We start from the raw sequence: 18,223 nt of genomic DNA on the forward strand, positions 1-18,223 counted from the left end.
TCGATGATCACAGAAGTAAAAAAACATAATAAATTAATTTAAAAACGTAATGGATTCTTCGAGATCATTTATGTCAGAAATTGTTACACATCCACACAACACACCGGAGTCTGCTCAGAATGAGTAAAAACATAATGCAAAGCCGCCATGACGAATATCATAAATTAACGCGCGGGGAACGTATTGGTTATGGGATGGGCGACTTCGCTCAAAACCTGGTCTTTGGCACAATAGGCGGCTTTCTTGCTCTTCACATGCTGACGGTAAATACCATCAGCACGGCAACGGCTGGGTTTATATTTCTTTTTGTCCGAATCATCAATGTCTTTTGGGATCCAATGGTTGGTACGTATGTAGACAAAAGAACGTCAAAAGCAGGTAAATACCGTCCCTGGCTGTTAAGAGCCGGCGTGCCGCTGGTGATCCTTTCCGCGTTACTTTTTGCTCCCATTCCTGGCGTCCGAGGTTCAGTCCCTTTTGCTTTTATCGTCTATTTGGCTCTGGATTTAGTTTATTCGGTGGTGAATATTCCTTATGGTTCTCTTAACGCGTCCCTGACCAGGGATCCGGAATCGATTGATAAACTCACCAGTACCCGCATGATGCTGGCCAATAGCGCGAACCTTCTTGTCTATACCCTGTTCCCGATGTTTGTACAAATGGCCTCGCCAAAAGATCGTAGCCTTAAGGACACCGGTTTTTTTGGCATTGAGCTCAATCTGGGAAACTATACCGATCCATCAGCGAACTACGCCTGGTTCGGCGTTTACTCCGTTTATATGCTAATCGGCGCTGCGGCGCTTTTCATCTGCTATAAATTCACCAAAGAACGCGTTGTTGCAACGGCAGAACAGACTGCCAACGTCAAAACGACCGATCTGTTCCTTGAACTTAAACATAATGGTCCGCTGGTTATTCTCGGGCTGTTTTTCATGCTGGCATTTACCTTCATGTTTTTCATGAACACGGTTAACGGCTTTTTTAATCAGTACGTTGTGGGTCATTCAGAGTGGATGGGGGCCGTCGGCCTTGTTGCCTCGATTCCGGGCATTGCCTTCCCTATTTTCTGGCCCAAACTCAAGAAAATTTTTGGTAAAAAAGGATTCTTCCACATTTTTCTGGCCATGTTTATTGTCGGTGAATTACTGACTTACGTCTGGTCACGGGAGGACATGCACGATGCGCTTTGGCTTGCTTACATCGCGACCTTCATTAAACAGTGGGGCTTGACCTCGGCGACCGGCTTTATGTGGGCGCTGGTTCCTGAAGTGATTGCGTACGGCGAATTAAAATCTGGCAAGCGAAATGCGGCGATCATTAATGCCATTATGGGGCTCTTTTTCAAAATCGGCTTTACTATCGGCGGCGCGATTCCGCTGTGGTTACTGGCCGTTTACGGCTTTAATGAAACCGGCGCCCAGCAAAGCGCCAGCGCTATCGACGGGATCATTATGACCGCGGTATGGATCCCTATCGCGTTAGCCATTATATCGATGATCATCATTCAGGTTTATCCCATCTCTGACAAAAACGTTAACGATATCAACCGTCAGCTTGATGAGATACGCGTGTAGCTAAAAATTATAAATCCAGCCATTAAGTCACTTTTCATTTTAAAAAGGTGTAATGATATGTCTCTTATTCAAAACCCTATTTTACGTGGGTTTAATGCCGACCCAAGTATTATCCGCGTGAAAGATACCTACTATATCGCCAACTCGACGTTCGAGTGGTTCCCGGGCGTTCGTTTACATGAGTCAAAAGACCTGGAGCACTGGAATCTTCTCCCTTCGCCATTGTCAACGACCACCCTGCTGAATATGAAAGGCAATCCTTCATCAGGCGGCATTTGGGCGCCGGCGCTCTCATATGCGGATGGTCAATTTTGGTTGGTGTATACCGACGTCAAAGTCACCGAAGGCGCCTTTAAAGACATGACCAACTATCTGACCACCGCAACCGATATTCGCGGCCCGTGGACGGATCCCATCAAGCTCAACGGCGTAGGTTTTGATGCTTCACTATTCCATGACGATGATGGGCGTAAATATATCGTGCAGCAAACCTGGGATCATCGTGAGTACCACCATCCCTTTGACGGCATCACCTTAACCGAACTGGATACCCGGACCCTGAAATTAAGACCAGAAACCGCGCGTACTATTTACCGCGGCACTGCCGTTGCGCTTGTTGAGGGGCCGCATCTTTATAAACTGAACGGCTATTATTATCTTTTTGCCGCCCAGGGCGGCACCGTATTTACGCACCAGGAAGTGGTTGCGCGTTCTAAGACCTTAGACGCCAACAGCTTTGAAACCGAGCCTGGTGAGGTCTTCTTAACCAACGTCGATACGCCAGACAGCTATATCCAAAAGCAAGGACACGGCGCCTTAGTTTCTACCCCCGGTGGGGAGTGGTACTATGCCTCGCTCTGCGCGCGTCCGTGGAATCGCCCGGGTGAGTCAGTCTACGATCCTCGCGGCTGGTCAACGCTGGGTAGAGAAACGGCTATTCAAAAGGTGTATTGGGATGAAGATGGCTGGCCGCGTATTGAAGGTGGCCACGGCGGAAAAACGTTTGTCGAGGGTCCAAAAGATGCCATTTATACCGAAAGCCCGGAAGACCGTAGCCAGCACGACGACTTTACAACGGCGACGCTCGATCGCAACTGGAATACCCTGCGAGTGCCGTTCACAGAAAAAATGGGGACCACAGGCGATGGCAAGCTAACGTTAATTGGCCAGGGCTCTTTAGCGAATACGCACGACCTGTCGCTGATTGCCCGCCGCTGGCAGGCCTTCTATTTTGACGCGAAAGTTAAAGTCAAATTTAATCCATTTAACTACCAGCAAATGGCAGGATTAACAAACTACTATAACGATCGTCACTGGAGTTTTGTGTTCATTACCTGGAATGAAATTAACGGCAAGGTCATTGAATTAGGTGAGAATAACCGCGGGAAATATACATCATATTTAAAAGATGACGCCATCAAGGTCCCGGAACATATTGAAGAAGTCTGGTTCCGCACGAAGGTCAGGAAAGAAACGTATAGCTATGAATATAGCTTTGATGGAGTTGAATTCACTGAAATCCCCGTCAGGTTAGATGCTGCGATCCTTTCGGATGATTATGTTCTGCAAAGCTACGGCGGGTTCTTTACCGGGGCGTTTGTTGGCCTTGCGGCAGTCGACTACTCCGGTTATGACGCCAGCGCTGAGTTTTATCATTTCGATTACCAGGAGCTGGGCGATACGTTAATCGCCAGTGACGCTTACAGTTGGGAAGCCAGTGAATTACGTGGTTATTAGATAGCCCTGACCGGGGATGTGAAATGAGGAACTGGCGCGACAGGCCGCGCCGGTTCCGGGTGTTGCGGGGGCCGTTCTGGCCGCAGAATGGATATCCCGGATGCTTTTCGTAGATTATCTGTAGAAAAAAATATAACGGCGGATGCGATCCCGGGGTTATTCCGCCGATTTTTTTTGTTTCAACGCGGCATAGCGGGCAATCAGTTGCTGCAGGTGTTGTTCCGTCTGGCTCTGCTGCGCCGAAGCCCCTGGCTGATTGTGCGGCTGTTCTGACAGCTGCCGCAGCTGCTCTTCCGCCGGAACGGTCCGGCTGAACGACTGCGTTATGGCAAACACCGCCGACTTCAGTTCACTCACCGTAATATACCCCCCCTTCTGCTCATCTAGCGCGTTAAGCCGGTTCGTCAACTGCTGTAGCTGCATCATTCCCTGGTGCCAGCCGTTGAGATTCTCCGCGGGAAGTGCGGCGGCGCTGACCTGCTGTTGCCATTGCCGCGCCAGCGGTTTCGCCTGTTCCGGCCATAATGTCAGCGCCTGCTGCGCCAGATGGTCGCCATAATCAAGGGCCCAGTCCGGTTTTAGCTGCAAAAGCTGCGCCAGCCGCTGCTGCGTTTGTTTTATACCTGTCTCCGGCGAAGGGGAGCGTTGTCGCAGCGACCGTAGCTGCTCGGCTGAAAGCGCCGCGGGTAATGGAGTAAGCATAGCGGTAAACTGCCGCTGGGCCGTCTCGGACGGATGCATTGCCAGCCATCCTCCCGCCGCGGCTCCGGCCAGCACTATCATGGTCAGCATCCCGGCGGCAAAGGGTTTCCAGGGCTTCGCGGGCGGCGGCAATGCCGTTACCGCGTCAGCTTCCGTCTGCGGTGCCGGCTCGGCGACATAGACCCATTTCACCTGCTCGGTCGGTTCAGGGAGGCTGTCGCATGAAGGTTCAGGCGTAGTGGCGCTCGTTCGCAACACGGTCTCCTCTATATTTTCTCTGTCTTCCAGCCGCACCGCCACGTTGTGCATCAGGGTATACAGGGCATTGAGCTGGCTGACATGTTTGAGTTCCAGGCGCTGCAGCACATCATCCAGAGCTGTCAGGTGCGCTTCGGCCTGGTAAAGCTGGCTCAGATCGTTAGAGTTCAGGGACAGAGTACGCATCGCCAGCTGCAGCCGTTTACTGAGTGAACTGAGTATTTTCATTCGCGCAGTCGTCTGCTGCGGCCACATATTGCCCCACTGACGGGCGACCAGCGCTTCCAGTATCGCCAGCCCTTCGTTCAGACCGTACAGCCCGGCCAACTGCGTGCGGGCTAGTATGTACCAGGCGGCGGTCTGCAATTCCACGCCGTTGTGTTCAAACAGCGACAAGCAGAGCTTTTCCGCGTACTGCCAGTTGACATCCGGGCGCGCCGGATGGCTCAGTTTATTCATTTCATCGCGCAACGCGGCGTAATCCGCTAACGTACGCGGGTCACCGCCGGTTTTAAGGCAGCGCTCAGGATGTGTCGTCATGATGGTTTCAGCCAGAGTCAGAACTATATTGCGGAACGGACATCAAGATACTGCCGTTGTTTCAGATGCCTGATCAGTACCTTACCTTCAGGCATAAACTCAGTGCCATACCGTACAAGTCCTATGCCTCTCAGTTCCGCATCAATGGCGTAGCGCAATTCTCCAGGCACTTGCTGTTCGAGTAAGGTGACATTGAGTGACTGCAAACGGGGTTCGTATTTGAGCAGAACAGCCGCCAGCGTATCGATCAGCTCGTGGGCAGTTCCAGGCATGCCTTGCAGAATTTTGGTCATATCGGGCAAACCATAATCTGGTAAATGGCTTATGGTTCCGGCACGGGCGTTCAAAATTCGCTGGATGTTATCCAGTACAGATAAAATGACCTGGTCTTCTTCGTTTACAACTTCAAGGGGAAGATCCCCTGTAAAGTTGCCAGTAAGAATTTCATATAAGGAGGGCGTTTTTTGATTCATAACATATCGAATTATTTTAAATGATAGAGGCTTAGGTCCTAAGGGATAGGAATTACTCAATATTTCTTTTAATTTTTTGCAAAAATAATTATGGCGTAACCGGATAATGAGGAACCAAACATCAACATTACACGAAGTGGATTTGTTCCATACCATGTATAAAACACAAATACAAAAGCCACGCCAAGGATGGATATTTTAGTTTAATGAAGGCTGAGAGAAATATTATTGAAATAATAATATACCGCATGTATAACATTACAAATCCAAGACCGACACCTCTACTTCGAGGTGTGAAATGATCCATATGCCATTTGTAGCCGAAATAATGGGCAGTGACAACAAAAATGCATCCAAGGACTGCAATTAAAATATTTACTGCAACGGTTTTATTTTTCCCAAATTTCATATTTTTCCAACTATTGCCAGTAAGAATTTCCTATAAAGATGGGAATTTTCTATCGGGCATTTTGACCTCAGGAAACGATCCGGAATGATTGATCACTTCTTAAACTAATATTGAAAATCATATATTGCCCCTAATTATCTCCATGTTTACGGATTTATGTCACTTAGTGAATTCGTATGATTCATAGCCTTCTGGTCCTGGGTAAAGTAAAGAATGGCTATCACCGTACTGGAATTCTATACCGTCATATGCTCCCATGTTGGAAGTACCATAATACGGTGATGGTTTAAAAACCACCTCACCGGATGCATTGTAAATAATGAAAAAATAATCCTCATCCTTTAAGTACTTATAAAGTGACATAGGGGAAATTATTCCTCCATGGTAAACAATTACTTTATATTCATTGTCAGGGCTATTAATCTCAAATACTTTTGAATATGAAGAAGGAATAATTGTTGATGGTAGAATGATCCATGCAACCAATAATACCACGATAAATAACGCACTAGAAACTCGCTTCATCATAAAACAATCACCTTATCCTTTGGTAAGGGCTCCAGCCATAAAACATCTGAAAGCACTATAAAATCACCTCCAGTGTTATGCTTAGTCTGCCATTTTCTAAAGTCCGCGTTGAAAACTGGAACAAAACCAGTAAAATCTCTTGCCAATACGCCCCAAACGCCAGATAAATAAGTTGACATATTATAATGCGGATTCTGTTTTGTCTAATATTCTGTTTTTACTCCAAATGCCAAGTGGTTCTGGAGTCTTGCCTTCGTCAACAAAATCATATGTGTCTTTGAGATAAAATCCTAATTTATCGACGGTAAATATATTCTCACTTCCACTTTTACTTGTTTTTCCACGAATGCATACTTTCAAAGTAGAGTTCCCCTTAGCACCATACCATTCATTCACAGTATCGAACTTGCTACCAATTACTAAGATGTTGACCTGGGCATTCGCATCAAGCTCCTTGATATGTTCAGAATAACCCAGCGCAATATCCTCTTTTTCAAGCGAACCTTTCTTACCTAATTGAAACTTCAACCGCTTAATGCGTTTTTCACTTTTCCATATACGGGAGAGTTCGTTTATTCCATTTTTAACCTGTTCATATTGAATTGCCCATGGCATTTTAATTATGTCACAATTAATTTGTAATACAATCAGAATAAACAAGGCAACCAAGTATAACAAGTGGTGGTAGTCCCTTCATGCCTGATTTACCTCATTATTATCACCGGCACTGTTATCCGCTAACAGCTGTGTATCGTCAGCAGATACTGCATTGCTAGCAATGAGCCGCATATTATATCGAATCATGTTATTCTCTCCTTCGGTCCAGTATATAGGCAGAGCAGTGAAATAACCTTTAATTGCATGCAGGGAACCGTCGTTCTGAAATTTATAATTTCGCCAGACAATCTCTGAGAAGGGCATGCTACTCCTTACAAAACTTTTAATCTTGTCACCCGTGTACATTACTGGCCATATTGAGGCGGGTATTTCATTAGTTTTTGTGCTTTCGGCATCAGAAACAGAAGGTGTTATTTCAGCAGGATAGGGATGGCTGTCAATATAATTTTTCGGAATAAAATCAAACACTATTTCATAGGTCTCAGCATTTTTTTTCGCCAACATCTGAATCTTCTCCCAGCCTTTTTTCAGTGCCGGTTTATCCAGCACATCTGCACACTCTCCCGCTGCGCTGCCCAGCCATTTACGCCATGCATTTTGTCTCAATTCTCGCGCAAAGTTTCGGGTCGGTGCAGCAACGCCCGTCCCATCTAGGTCTGTATAACAATGGGCTGTATCGGATATCAGTACCGCCAGCTCGGAGTCCCGGTCACCTTGCAGACTCCGGTCATTGATATTCGCACTTCCTACCAGAACATAGCGGTCATCGACAATCATCAGTTTACTGTGGACATATATCTGCTCTGTTACCGCCCTGCCGTTTAGTTCAACGTGGTCGCGCAGATTCAGCAGCGTCACATACTCATTGCATGCTTCCAGTGGAATGGTTTTATACTTATCGCCGCACTGCTCTTCCAGTTCAGTGATTTTCTTCCACCACTCCCTTCGCGGGACCGTCTGTAGTTCAAGTTGTTGTTTTACCCATAAGCTACGGCGAATACGGTTAAGCAGGCTCTGCGAACCAAAGACCAACGACTGTCGGGTTAAATGAATTTGCGCCACAATGGCCGGATCATCAAGCCGCCCCTCAGGATACACCGGCAGTACAATATACACATGGAACGCCTGCTGCATATGACTAAAGATTGCCCGTTTAATCCGGTCTCCTAGCCATTCCGCCACCGGATTTTGCGGTGTTTCATCATCAGGCAAGAGCCGGGTTGCCCAAGTATCCAAGGAAGGACTAATGCTTTTGGCCACCGGACTTAACTTACTCTCAGGGTCAATAGACGACGCCCCAAACGCCGAGACAAAGAACTGATTCTCAATATAAATATAGTGCTCCGCCTTGCTGATAAGCAGGTGGATACTGCGTAGGATATCATCCTGTTTGAGCCTGGCCTTTGGTGCGCTGTCCGGCATACGTTTATGTTCATCTTTGCGCATGTCGAGTGAGGCACTGCGCAGCACCTGCACCTGGCAGCTGCCTTTTTTCTGTGGCGGTGCTGCCGGAACCTCCAGTTCAGGAACAGAGGTTTTCAGCGAATGATCCGGATAGGGGTGACTATAACTGTTCCAGCGAAACACAAAGTTACGCACCAGGTCATAAACCGCTGGCCCTTCAATTTGCATTTGGTAGTCCTGCCAGGGCATCCGGGGCTGGACCGTCGGGTCCAGATAGGTACTGTCCTTTGACGTGGCGGATGACTGCAAGTGCTGATGGCTGAGCACGTTATCGATAATGTGCTGTACACTGTCAGCCTGCCGACGCTCAGCTTTTTGCCGTTCATCCTGCTGGTTATCCCGCCGGAATCCCCCTGCCGGGATGACATATTCCTCCATGGGGTTGTAACTGCTTTGCCGCGAAACAGGCGGGATGCACGAATTGTACATATTCATCCCCTGTCGTCCGTCTGCATTTGCCTGCAAACCATAATGGTTATCATAGCGTCCGTAAGCCAGGTTAATACCGCCGACAAACGCAACTTCTTCATCAACAATCACGCATTTTCCGCGCCGTCGAACAGACCCGAGGGCTCGCTGTACGGCAGTCGCACGTCAAACCGGTAGTTAAGCTGGCTGTCGGCAAAAATGTACGTATCCAGCTCACGGGTGCCGTCCATCTCCGTGCGCCAGTAAATCCCCACCTCGGACAGAATGCGCCGGATAAACTCCAGGTCCGTTTCCCGCCACTGGGTGATAATTTCACGCGGCGGATATGTATGCTCCAGTCTGAATTCAAAATCAGGACCTTTCAGACCGTGTTTACGCAGCACCTGCTCAACCACCTCAGGAACGGACTGGTTCTGATATACCGCGCACTGTCGGGTGTATCCCAGGAGCGCCAGACGGGAACTGAGCGTCTTCATCCATGGGCATACAGTTATCCATCACGTCACTCCTTCACCGGCACGAGGCTGAGCCAGCCATCACCCAGTTCAATCGTGCGGGGTTTGTCCGGGTCCAGGTCGTCACGGGTCAGCACCAGGCGCCAGCGGTTGTCCTTCTGATCCGGGCGGTTAAACAGTCCCGCCACAGCCACGAACTGAGCGTCTTCATCCATGGGCATATTGAGCGCCACGCTGCCTTTGGACATCACCAGCAGCGATTTTGACGCCAGTACGTCGTCTTTAAGTACCCTATTAGCATTGCGAAGCTGCGTCTGGTAATCGACGGCATCAACCGCTTTACGATCCCTGAGCTGATAGACTCTCACCATCGTCGCCAGCGGTGTCTGTGCGCCATCGGCGTTAATGGCCGTACGCGGGGTAAAATCCAGATGCAGTGTTTTGATTTTCTTGTAGAAGATGAATTTCGTGATGCTGACCGTACCGTCCGTGACAGTCTGGATCAGACCGCAGCCTGCGAGCGCTGAACAAAATGCCGAAAGCAGGTATGCCTGAAAGCATGCGAATTGCCTGAAAACACAACCAGATACGGGGATACTTACCCGAAATCTGATTTATTAATTCTATAAAACCAGTGCATTAATGAACCGTACAATAAATCCTTTGGATTTTAATATGTAAAAATCATCATGGGCATTACTATTGAAAATATTCTCATTCTGATGGAATAAATCTTTTTCAAAGCCATGCCCGATAACAAACATTAACATAATATATATGGCTTGTATCTTTGCCCTAGCATTATCATATTTGAATTTTTTAGTGCCCAGCTCTATCAGGGCATTTATTTTATCTCGCCCCAAGAATTCGTACTTCTGAGGGTAAATATCACATAATAATTTATGCATACTTTCTATAAAATTAATTTTATGTATGTTTGAGAACATCTCAACTTCTAAGCTGGTAAGAAAGTTTTTTGCATGTTTGCTATCTTCCCCAATGACATTCTCGATATAGGTGCTAAATTTTTCATGAAGAGATAAAGATATTTCCAATTGATTTTTCATCGGGGATTGGTCTGACTCAAAACTAAAATCTGAGTACATTGGATCAGTTTCAAACTCAGAACCTAGCGTAACAGCCATATCGAAGTAAAGCTGAAGGGGACCACGTTGAGTAACCTTTGACCTCCCTGCCGTCTCAATTAGTTTTGCAATATTAGTTCTTAATGTTTTTTCATGCAGTGAATCATATATCAACGGAAAGATAGATTTGCAATGCTTCACTAGCTCACTAGCATAAGAATTAGATGAGTACGAATCTAGCAATGCGAGCTGGTCAGCGTTTATCTTCATTTAGGTTACTTCCTTTTATAAATAATTTTGACAGAGAAATAAAATCACCAATTTCCATTTCTTTATCGTCATATATTTTTGTTCTGATCTTGAAATCAGCATCAACATTAAGGTTTCCATCATTTATAAATGATGAAATATCTCTATCCAAAAGAGTCCACGTAAATTCAATATACCCCCCCTCAGGGATGTAAGTCATTTTTTTCTTTAAATCCCAACTAACTAGATTTGGCTTGAGTGGCATGCTACTTTTATTTCCGCGATCAGTTAATTTGATACTAGGTCCAGTTTTCTTAATATATTCCAAAGGAATATAGTAACCTTTGGAATATATATTCTGAATACTCACAATGACAGGAATTTCACTCTGATTTTTGTATATACATTCTTTCTGACCGCTGCAACTAACACTAATAGTGAAAAAATTGTTATCTTTCATTTTTGGGGCCTCTGCTAAAGAAATTGATGTATATAAAGAAGTTAATAAGCTTAGAATTATACTATATCGCATATTATCCTCCTTCCTAAACCACGTTCATTAAAAATCTCATTCGCTTCAATAGCTATAATCCATCCATGTCTTTTCAGAATAATAGTATTCCCATATGCAGCCATAATCGTTGAAGCTGGATCACTCGGATCTCCTCCATTATAAGGAACAGAAATTGGTGAATCAAGAGACCGATCCGGTTTATAGTAAACTACTTGATCATTCTCTTCTGCGTCAGGATTGTATCCATATTCATCAGGTAACCCATAGCAATGACCGAATTCGTGGGCATATGTCCATGGACCAGTATCTTTCGATACATCGAGGACATTTCCCGTGACACCTTCACGATCATATTTATCGTGTATTTTTAATATATAGTGTTCATCAGAATTCACAAATAGTACTTTAAACTCGATCGGTAGTATTTGTGTCCCACATTTAGGGTCGGAGATTTTTAATAAAAACTGATTACCCCAATATTTCTTGACTCCTTCTGTTAATGATTTTTTAGCTTGCGCTACAGCCGAATCATTTACAGCATCATCAGATTCAATTTTGAATCTGATTTCTACAACAACTATTTTTTTAGTTTTACAGAGAATTTTTAATTTATACTGGACTGTTCCAAAATTATAATCATACGATTCGCCAGCCACGTTCAACTGATCCGAATACCTTTTTCCTGTGTATACTTGAATCTCCTTGGTATAGTCCTTACTCCAGCAAGAAGCGCATGGTAGCGTCGCACTTATTGCAGGATCTTCGCACCTAGCCACCTCAGATGGACTTTGAATGCCTCCACTTATTCCCATTAAATACATCCTTTTTTGTCAGAGTTGTGAACCGTAAGTTATATAATGTAATGGTATTCATCTTCATAGAGAAATCCCCACGCAACTATTCCAGTTGTAAATGACTGAAACTGTTCTTTAGTCAATACGTCAGGCAAGTAAATAAGTACTCGCGGATCATAATATCGCAGCATGGCAATTTCATTATTTGGCAGAACAATTTTTAAATTTCCATTTAAATGAAGCACCAAATCATTAATAGCCAATGAACTTAACATCCAAGAAACTGAAGGATATTTCAGCTCAAGAGCGTTTATTTTTTTCAGCCAGTCACTACCTAAGATTGTAATATCAAGCAGCCAAGGGCCTGCAAATGCAATTTTTCTATCTTCAGAATGTTCGAATAGCGACTTAACACTCTTGCTTTCATATAATTCATCTGAATAAAATCGCTCATATTGAGCACCATCAACAAGAACATATAGCTTTCGTGAATTTTCTTCTCGTTGCAACGAGAACATATGTTCAGTCATATCATTAATCATAATTACGCCCCTTTAATTACTATTGGTGCGCCACTTTCAGCAGCTTCAAGAAGGCAGCTCAAACATATTCCGCGCCGACTAAAAGAGGGCATTAAGCTAAGAGGCGATGGACCCGCAGCCATCGTCCTTTTTACCTTCCGCATATACGTCGCCGTCGTCCCGTACTCCACCTTCCCGGCCTCAAGTCGCAGATAGCTTCCGCCGCCGATCAGCGTGATACGTTTTTTTCCGGCAAAGGAGATGTCACTCGCTGAGCTCAGCGTCAGCTTCTTCTCAGCAAACAACCGCATGTTAGCGTTTTGCGCCTGAACATCGATTGGCCCTTCTCCGGATTTCAGGCTCAGTTGTCCGGTACGGGCAAAGAGCCCCAGCTTTTCTCCGGCCAGAGTGGTCAGATTGCCCATCGTTCCGACGCTGATATCGCCCCCGGCGTTAAGCGCCAGGTTCCGGCCAGCGGCCAGCTGCATATCTTCCCCGCTGGTCAGAGCCATGCCTTCCGGTGCCGAGAAAAGCACCGCTTCATTGAGCGGTTTAAGACGCTGCTCGAACATCTGTATATGGCTGTCGACATCCCCCTTCAGCGCCTGCGCCTGTTCCGCGGCGATTTCCAGCTGCTGCAGCTGCTGATTAAGCCTGTCGATTTCCTTCAGCGCGGCATCTATATCCAGGGCCTCACCCTGGGCTTTCGCCTGCGCATCCGCAGCGACAAAAAGTCCCTTGCCTGCCCGCAGGGTTCCCCACTCATCGGTGCGCAGCTCGGTGCCCTGACCGCGAAGTTGCCCCTTGCTGTCCACCAGGTTCCCGCTGTTGAGCTGCGTCTTGCCGTATTCCGTGGCGAGCTTGATGTGCTCCTCACCACGCCTGTCTTCCATCCGCAGCTTGTTGTTCGCCGGGGTGCGCAGCACATTGCGGGTGTGGTTGTCGCGGGTGATGTGGTCCGGGTGCTCCGAGTCGTGTAGCGCACAGGCGATATACGGCAGGTCAATATCACCACTGCTGTACGCTATCGCCACTTCGGTCCCGTCGATGAGCGGCGTGTGCCAGCCCAGCGTGTCTCCTGCATACGGCTTCGCCATCCGCAGCCACAGGTAGCCGTACCCGGGTTCCGTCCCTTCCCGGTCGAAGTCGAGCTTCACCCGGTAGCGCCCCTGTTCGTCCAGGTGTGCGTAGATATCGTTCTTCTCCCGGCTCTCAATCCGGGCCGGAAGCGTGCCGTGGATTTTCGGTCGCGGGATTTCCACCGGGCGGAAACAGTACCGTTCGGTGTAAGGCATGCCCCATAGCGACACATGCAGACGGGAATCACGGGCACCCCGGAAGGTCACCAGCGTGAGGACAACACCCTCTTGCAGGGCCGTAATGACGTCGCCCTGCGGCTCCAGCACCTGCCCGGGTGTGAGGTGTGCAGCATTGCTGAACAGGTGAATGCGGGCAGACCTGTTGAGCTCCCGCTCGTGGTGAAGTCGGGCGTAGAACGCGCCAGATTCGGTTTCCGGCTCCGGGCCGGCGTCATCGCCCGCTTCACGATACGGTGCCGCGTAGCGGTAATGCTCCCCGGAGGTGACCGCATCACTGCGCACACTCACCGCCGCATCCATCGGCGTGGTGGCGGTCCGGTAGTTGTAATTCCGCGTGACGACAGAGCCGGTGGCGATGTTGTGCCAGGTCCGCACATCCCAGACCGATTCTGCCGCGCCGTCAAACAGGCCTGATGGTTCGCTGTACGGCAGGCGCACGTCAAACCGGTAGTTAAGCTGGCTGTCGGCAAAAATGTACGTATCCAGCTCACGGGTGTCGTCCATCTCCGTACGCCAGTAAATCCCCACCTCGGACAGAATGCGCCGGATAAACTCCAGGTCCGTTTCCCGCCACTGGGTGATAATTTCACGCGGCGGGTAGGTGCGCTCCAGGCGGAAGTCAAAATCAGCTCCCTCCAGCCCGTGCTTGCGCAGCACCTGCTCCACCACTTCCGGAACGGACTGGTTCTGAAACACGGCGCACTGCCGGGTGTATCCCAGGAGCGTCAGGCGGGAACTGAGCGTGAGCCGGTAGTGAGACTGGTCTTTTGATGTGGACAGCCATTCCAGGCGGGTCACCATGCCGTGAACACTTTTGCCGCTCCGCATCCGGAAGGTGGCATATTTCATCAGCACCTGTTCCGGGGGGATGTTCGCCTGAAGCGTTGTGAACTCGATGTCCCACCGGAAGGGTTCGCTCAGTGCTTCCCTGCCGTAAAAGCGCAGAACATCCGGCTTCACCGAACTGTCATTGATATCCAGAAAGTAACGGGTCTGTCCGTCAAAAAGCGCTAACCAGTTATCCATCACGTCACTCCTTCACCGGCACGAGGCTGAGCCAGCCCTCACCCAGTTCAATCGTGCGGGGTTTGTCCGGGTCGAGGTCGTCACGGGTCAGCACCAGGCGCCAGCGGTTGTCCTTCTGATCCGGGCGGTTAAACAGTCCCACCACAGCCACGAACTGAGCGTCTTCATCCATGGGCATATTGAGCGTCACGCTGCCTTTGGGCATCACCAGCAGCGATTTTGACGCCAGTACGTCGTCTTTAAGTATCGTATCGGCATTACGCAGCAGTGTCTGGTAATCGGCGGCATCAACCGCTTTACGATCCCTGAGCTGCCAGACCCTCACCATTGCCGCCAGCGGGGTCTGTGCGCCATCGGCGTTGATGGCCGAGCGCGGGGTAAAATCCAGATGCAGCGTTTTAATTTTCTTGTAGAAAATGGATTTCGTGATGCTAACCGTACCGTCCGTGACGGTCTGAGTCAGACCGCAGCCTGCGAGCAGGCTACAGGCAATAAGCGTTAGCGCCCAGCAGCGGGTTATTGTTGCCATTCAAAAGTTCCTTTTATCCCCTTCATACTTCTGATTGCAGATGCGTTGGCTGCACGCGCTCGCCCCGGTCACATAGTTATCTATACTCCCGGGGACTCATGCGTTTGCCGCCTTCCTGCAATCAGAATTATTTTGGGGAGAATGAATGATTGATGATTAGTCGAAGCGGTAATGTCCGTCTTCAGCGGGGGTTAAAGCAGAGCATTGCAACCCTTCATAGCAGCCCAGATTGACGGTGAGACTCTCCCGGCTATTGCTGAGTTTGCCTGCTTTCAGGCCGAGCAAACCGGTGCGACCCAGTTGAATGCGCCTGCCTTTGTCAAGGCGAGGCTCAGGCAGCAATCGAACGGGGACGGTGAGACGCAGTCGGGCATCACTGCGGTAGCCGAGATAAACGCGTAACAGAACCAGCAAATCGGTATGGAGCAAACCACCAGGCAACCAGCCTTCCGCCTCGACCGGATCTTTCGTTTCCAGCGTCAACAGTACCCGGCTGCATGCTTCTTTTGCGGTTTTGCCCAGCGTGGCCCGCTGCGAAAGGCGGATGCGCTTTCCGGCACCCAGCCCGCTACGGATATCGATATAGACCTTCACCGGATCCGGTTCGGTGATAATTGCCCGGGTATTCGGTGCCAACAGGCTCACCAGGGCCCGGATGCCTTCTGCATTGCGAGTGGGTAATCGCATGGTGCCCAGCAGGGCCAGAAAGCGGGAAACCGGCGTTGCCACCTGCTCAGCCGTTCCCGGTATACCGAGTCCCACCAGCCCCAGCAGACACTGAGATGTGGCATCGCGGCCACCTGCCTCGAAGGTGGCCGGGTACGCGTATTTTCGCCAGATCCGATAGTACTGGGTGGTAATGCGGTGGCTGAAAATATCCAGAAATGAGGTGACTGCCTCGTGCCCTTCGCGGCGCTGCGCAATGTCGTCCAGCCAGGACGTTGGCAGAGGGGAGTCCACGCCATACATCCCCAAAAATGTCGTACGGACCGTTGGGGGCAATGTCGGGTTGTCTTCGTCGGTCTCCACCGCTTTCAGGGTACTGACCGGGAATCCCATACCAGGCCAGGGCCTGAATCGTACCGGATCGTTGGCCGGATGGCTGGTGGTGCCCAGTTTCGGCGCATCCGGGTTTTCCTGTTCCAGCAGTTGGCAGAAACGATAAAAATTGGCCCGCCAGATATCTTTGCTCAGGACCAGTGTCAGCCCGGTACGTGCTGGCTGTGATTCTCGCGCCATCTCAGTCGTTTCCCTGTCGGTTGCAGCACCAGCGTGAGCTGGTTAAAGAGGTGAATATCCGCATAGAGCGCAAAGAACCGATGCAGCATCTCGCCGAAGAGATTCACATCGCCCTCGCCTGCAAAATTGTCCATGTTCAGCGTGACCTCTATGTCCACGCCCCGAAGCATAAAGCCCTTCTCAAAGCGTCGGATCAGGGTGTGCTTCACCGCGACGATAGCGTCGAGCCGACGGCGGTTCATTTCATCGTCGGTCCAGTCATAGAGCGCCAGCGTGCCCCGCAGAACCTCAGGATTGTCCATCATGCTGAGGAAGTTTGAGCCGAGGTGGCTCATCACTCGCCAGTGAAAACGATCGTTTGCAGGGGGATACAGCGGCATTGTCGGCGCGGAGACGTTCAGTACTCTGACGGGCACCTTCCCGGTTTTGACCACCCTGTCCAGCAGGGTACTTTCCAGTGCCTTACGCGGAAGCTGACCATTGGTACCGGTGATCCGCATCGAGAGCGACTCTGGTTTCTCAGACAGCTGCTCCAGCTCGAACGAGCGGCCGCCGAGGATCAACCAGGTGTCATACAGCCCGGAAGGACCCCGCTTCACACGGGTATGGAAATAACGCTCTGGTGCATCGTGGCGCATCATTCCGCCACGGTGCCGGAAGCTGGTGAATGGCACATAGGGGTGTTTGCCATTCTTCACCGCGCCATGGATATTATCGACGCTGTAAATCTCGGTGTGACCATCCTGAAGGCGCAACGGCCTGAGCAGGTATTCGTTGTCCAGCGGGTTAAGCGTCAGCGGATCGGCTTCCAGGGTGAAGAGATTGATAACTGGTACACAGTGCAGCCGGAAGTTTTCCGTTTCAAAAGGCAGATCGGATGACCAGGCTTCACTTAGCACGATGTCGATTTCAAACCAGGAGCTGGCTTCAGTGAGTCCGATGGTGTCGAGACCGCGCAGCTCCACAAACATAAATTTCGGACGGAAGCTGAAATACTCCAGCAGCAGTTGGTAACCGCTGAAGGCTGTATCTGCTTTCTTCCACAGGCCGTCATTGTCGTCAAAGCCCATGGGTTTGCACCAGCCATCAAACTGATGACGTTCGGTGTATGTCCCTGCATGGCGGGCATACATGGCGTGGACGCGACGGGTCATTGCCAGATGCAGCGCAGAGCTAACCGGACTCTCTGCGTTAAGGAATATGGCGACCTTGTCGATCCCGGCTTTACTCCAGTCCACTTTTTCAGGGCATTCGAGGCGCAGACGGATAGCAGAGCGGCCATCGGTTTCCGTGTGCAGGCGCGCGTCCGCAAGATGAAGTGGTTGTAGCGGTACATCGCGGGTCGTCCGGTACTGACAGGCGGTTTTATGCGGCCCGACAGGCCGTGACAGAACGGAGAAGCCTTCCGCCAGCATTTCGGCCTGACGCAGACTACGCCAGTCAGGGGAGAACTCAACGATGGCCAGCGACGGGATGGTCCGCATATAGTGCGGCCACAACAGACTCACGAGCCCTTCGGTCAGTTCCGGCAGGTCATCATCCAGCTTTTCACGCAGACGACCCATCAGGAAGGCAAAGCCTTCAAACAGACGTTCCACGTAGGGATCGCGGGCGCCGGGTTTATCTAGATTAAGCATCGCAGCCCGATCCGGATGGGCGAGGGCAAACTCTTTACCGGCTTCTCGCAGGTAGCGCATCTCTGCTTCGTAATAGCGCAGGGTTAAATCATCCATGCACGGCATTCCTGAAAATGATTAAAA

Annotated in this window: 17 protein-coding genes and 1 pseudogene; 2 read left to right on the forward strand and 16 right to left on the reverse strand. The window is 49.5% G+C overall.

Going from position 1 to position 18,223, the window contains the following annotated elements:
• The first annotated feature begins 134 nt into the window (after positions 1–134).
• The gene (locus K7H21_RS15755) at positions 135–1,574 is read left to right on the forward strand and encodes an MFS transporter (RefSeq protein WP_223035206.1); all 1,440 of its coding nucleotides are present in this window, start codon (positions 135–137) and stop codon (positions 1,572–1,574) included.
• Between the two features lie 57 nt (positions 1,575–1,631).
• Positions 1,632–3,311: a glycoside hydrolase family 43 protein gene (locus K7H21_RS15760; protein ID WP_112166421.1), complete on the forward strand. Its 1,680-nt coding sequence runs from the start codon at positions 1,632–1,634 to the stop codon at positions 3,309–3,311.
• A 156-nt stretch (positions 3,312–3,467) separates the two neighbouring features.
• Here the strand turns inward: K7H21_RS15760 and K7H21_RS15765 are convergent, their stop codons facing one another.
• The 16 genes and pseudogenes from K7H21_RS15765 to tssF all read right to left on the reverse strand — a co-directional run bounded on the left by K7H21_RS15765 (position 3,468) and on the right by tssF (position 18,196).
• The gene (locus tag K7H21_RS15765) at positions 3,468–4,811 is read right to left on the reverse strand and encodes a VasL domain-containing protein (protein ID WP_195729632.1); all 1,344 of its coding nucleotides are present in this window, start codon (positions 4,809–4,811) and stop codon (positions 3,468–3,470) included.
• A 23-nt stretch (positions 4,812–4,834) separates the two neighbouring features.
• Positions 4,835–5,284, reverse strand: coding sequence for a type VI secretion system baseplate subunit TssE (tssE, locus tag K7H21_RS15770; protein ID WP_087829216.1), 450 nt, complete (start codon positions 5,282–5,284; stop codon positions 4,835–4,837).
• Positions 5,285–5,852: 568 nt separating this feature from the next.
• Entirely contained in the window at positions 5,853–6,221 is a 369-nt protein-coding gene (locus K7H21_RS15775) for a DUF6201 family protein (RefSeq protein ID WP_087829217.1), read from the reverse strand.
• A complete protein-coding gene (locus tag K7H21_RS29225; protein WP_087829218.1) occupies positions 6,218–6,400 on the reverse strand; it encodes a DUF6402 family protein in 183 nt (60 codons plus the stop codon). The genes K7H21_RS15775 and K7H21_RS29225 overlap by 4 nt, the downstream gene beginning before the upstream one ends.
• Position 6,401: 1 nt before the next feature.
• The gene (locus K7H21_RS15785) at positions 6,402–6,899 is read right to left on the reverse strand and encodes a DUF6402 family protein (protein ID WP_142467975.1); all 498 of its coding nucleotides are present in this window, start codon (positions 6,897–6,899) and stop codon (positions 6,402–6,404) included.
• Between the two features lie 15 nt (positions 6,900–6,914).
• Positions 6,915–8,843 carry a phospholipase D-like domain-containing protein gene (locus tag K7H21_RS29245; RefSeq protein WP_275955094.1) on the reverse strand — a complete coding sequence of 643 codons (1,929 nt, stop codon included), beginning with the start codon at positions 8,841–8,843 and terminating at the stop codon, positions 6,915–6,917.
• Positions 8,843–9,199 (reverse strand): annotated as a pseudogene (locus K7H21_RS15795) (contractile injection system protein, VgrG/Pvc8 family); the annotation flags it as partial. The gene K7H21_RS29245 and the pseudogene K7H21_RS15795, both read right to left, overlap by 1 nt.
• Before the next feature lie 35 nt (positions 9,200–9,234).
• Entirely contained in the window at positions 9,235–9,732 is a 498-nt protein-coding gene (gene tssJ, locus K7H21_RS15800) for a type VI secretion system lipoprotein TssJ (protein WP_142445335.1), read from the reverse strand.
• 78 nt (positions 9,733–9,810) lie between these two features.
• Complete coding sequence (locus tag K7H21_RS15805) at positions 9,811–10,542, reverse strand: hypothetical protein (protein WP_142445336.1); 732 nt, start codon at positions 10,540–10,542, stop codon at positions 9,811–9,813.
• Positions 10,526–11,053: a hypothetical protein gene (locus K7H21_RS15810; protein ID WP_142445337.1), complete on the reverse strand. Its 528-nt coding sequence runs from the start codon at positions 11,051–11,053 to the stop codon at positions 10,526–10,528. The genes K7H21_RS15805 and K7H21_RS15810 overlap by 17 nt, the downstream gene beginning before the upstream one ends.
• A complete protein-coding gene (locus K7H21_RS15815) occupies positions 11,038–11,847 on the reverse strand; it encodes a hypothetical protein (protein ID WP_223035207.1) in 810 nt (269 codons plus the stop codon). Before K7H21_RS15815 ends, K7H21_RS15810 begins: the two co-directional genes overlap by 16 nt.
• Before the next feature lie 38 nt (positions 11,848–11,885).
• Positions 11,886–12,371 carry a DUF4123 domain-containing protein gene (locus K7H21_RS15820; RefSeq protein WP_142445339.1) on the reverse strand — a complete coding sequence of 162 codons (486 nt, stop codon included), beginning with the start codon at positions 12,369–12,371 and terminating at the stop codon, positions 11,886–11,888.
• A gap of 2 nt (positions 12,372–12,373) precedes the next feature.
• Entirely contained in the window at positions 12,374–14,695 is a 2,322-nt protein-coding gene (locus K7H21_RS15825; RefSeq protein ID WP_223035208.1) for a type VI secretion system Vgr family protein, read from the reverse strand.
• 4 nt (positions 14,696–14,699) lie between these two features.
• Complete coding sequence (gene tssJ, locus K7H21_RS15830; protein WP_139529475.1) at positions 14,700–15,224, reverse strand: type VI secretion system lipoprotein TssJ; 525 nt, start codon at positions 15,222–15,224, stop codon at positions 14,700–14,702.
• Between the two features lie 156 nt (positions 15,225–15,380).
• Positions 15,381–16,463, reverse strand: a complete 1,083-nt coding sequence (gene tssG / locus K7H21_RS15835; RefSeq protein WP_223035209.1) for a type VI secretion system baseplate subunit TssG — start codon at positions 16,461–16,463, stop codon at positions 15,381–15,383.
• A complete protein-coding gene (gene tssF / locus K7H21_RS15840) occupies positions 16,427–18,196 on the reverse strand; it encodes a type VI secretion system baseplate subunit TssF (protein ID WP_223035210.1) in 1,770 nt (589 codons plus the stop codon). Before tssF ends, tssG begins: the two co-directional genes overlap by 37 nt.
• Between the last annotated feature and the right edge of the window lie 27 nt (positions 18,197–18,223).

The organism is Klebsiella sp. CTHL.F3a, assembly GCF_019890895.1.
GTDB classification, from domain to species: domain Bacteria; phylum Pseudomonadota; class Gammaproteobacteria; order Enterobacterales; family Enterobacteriaceae; genus Klebsiella; species Klebsiella grimontii.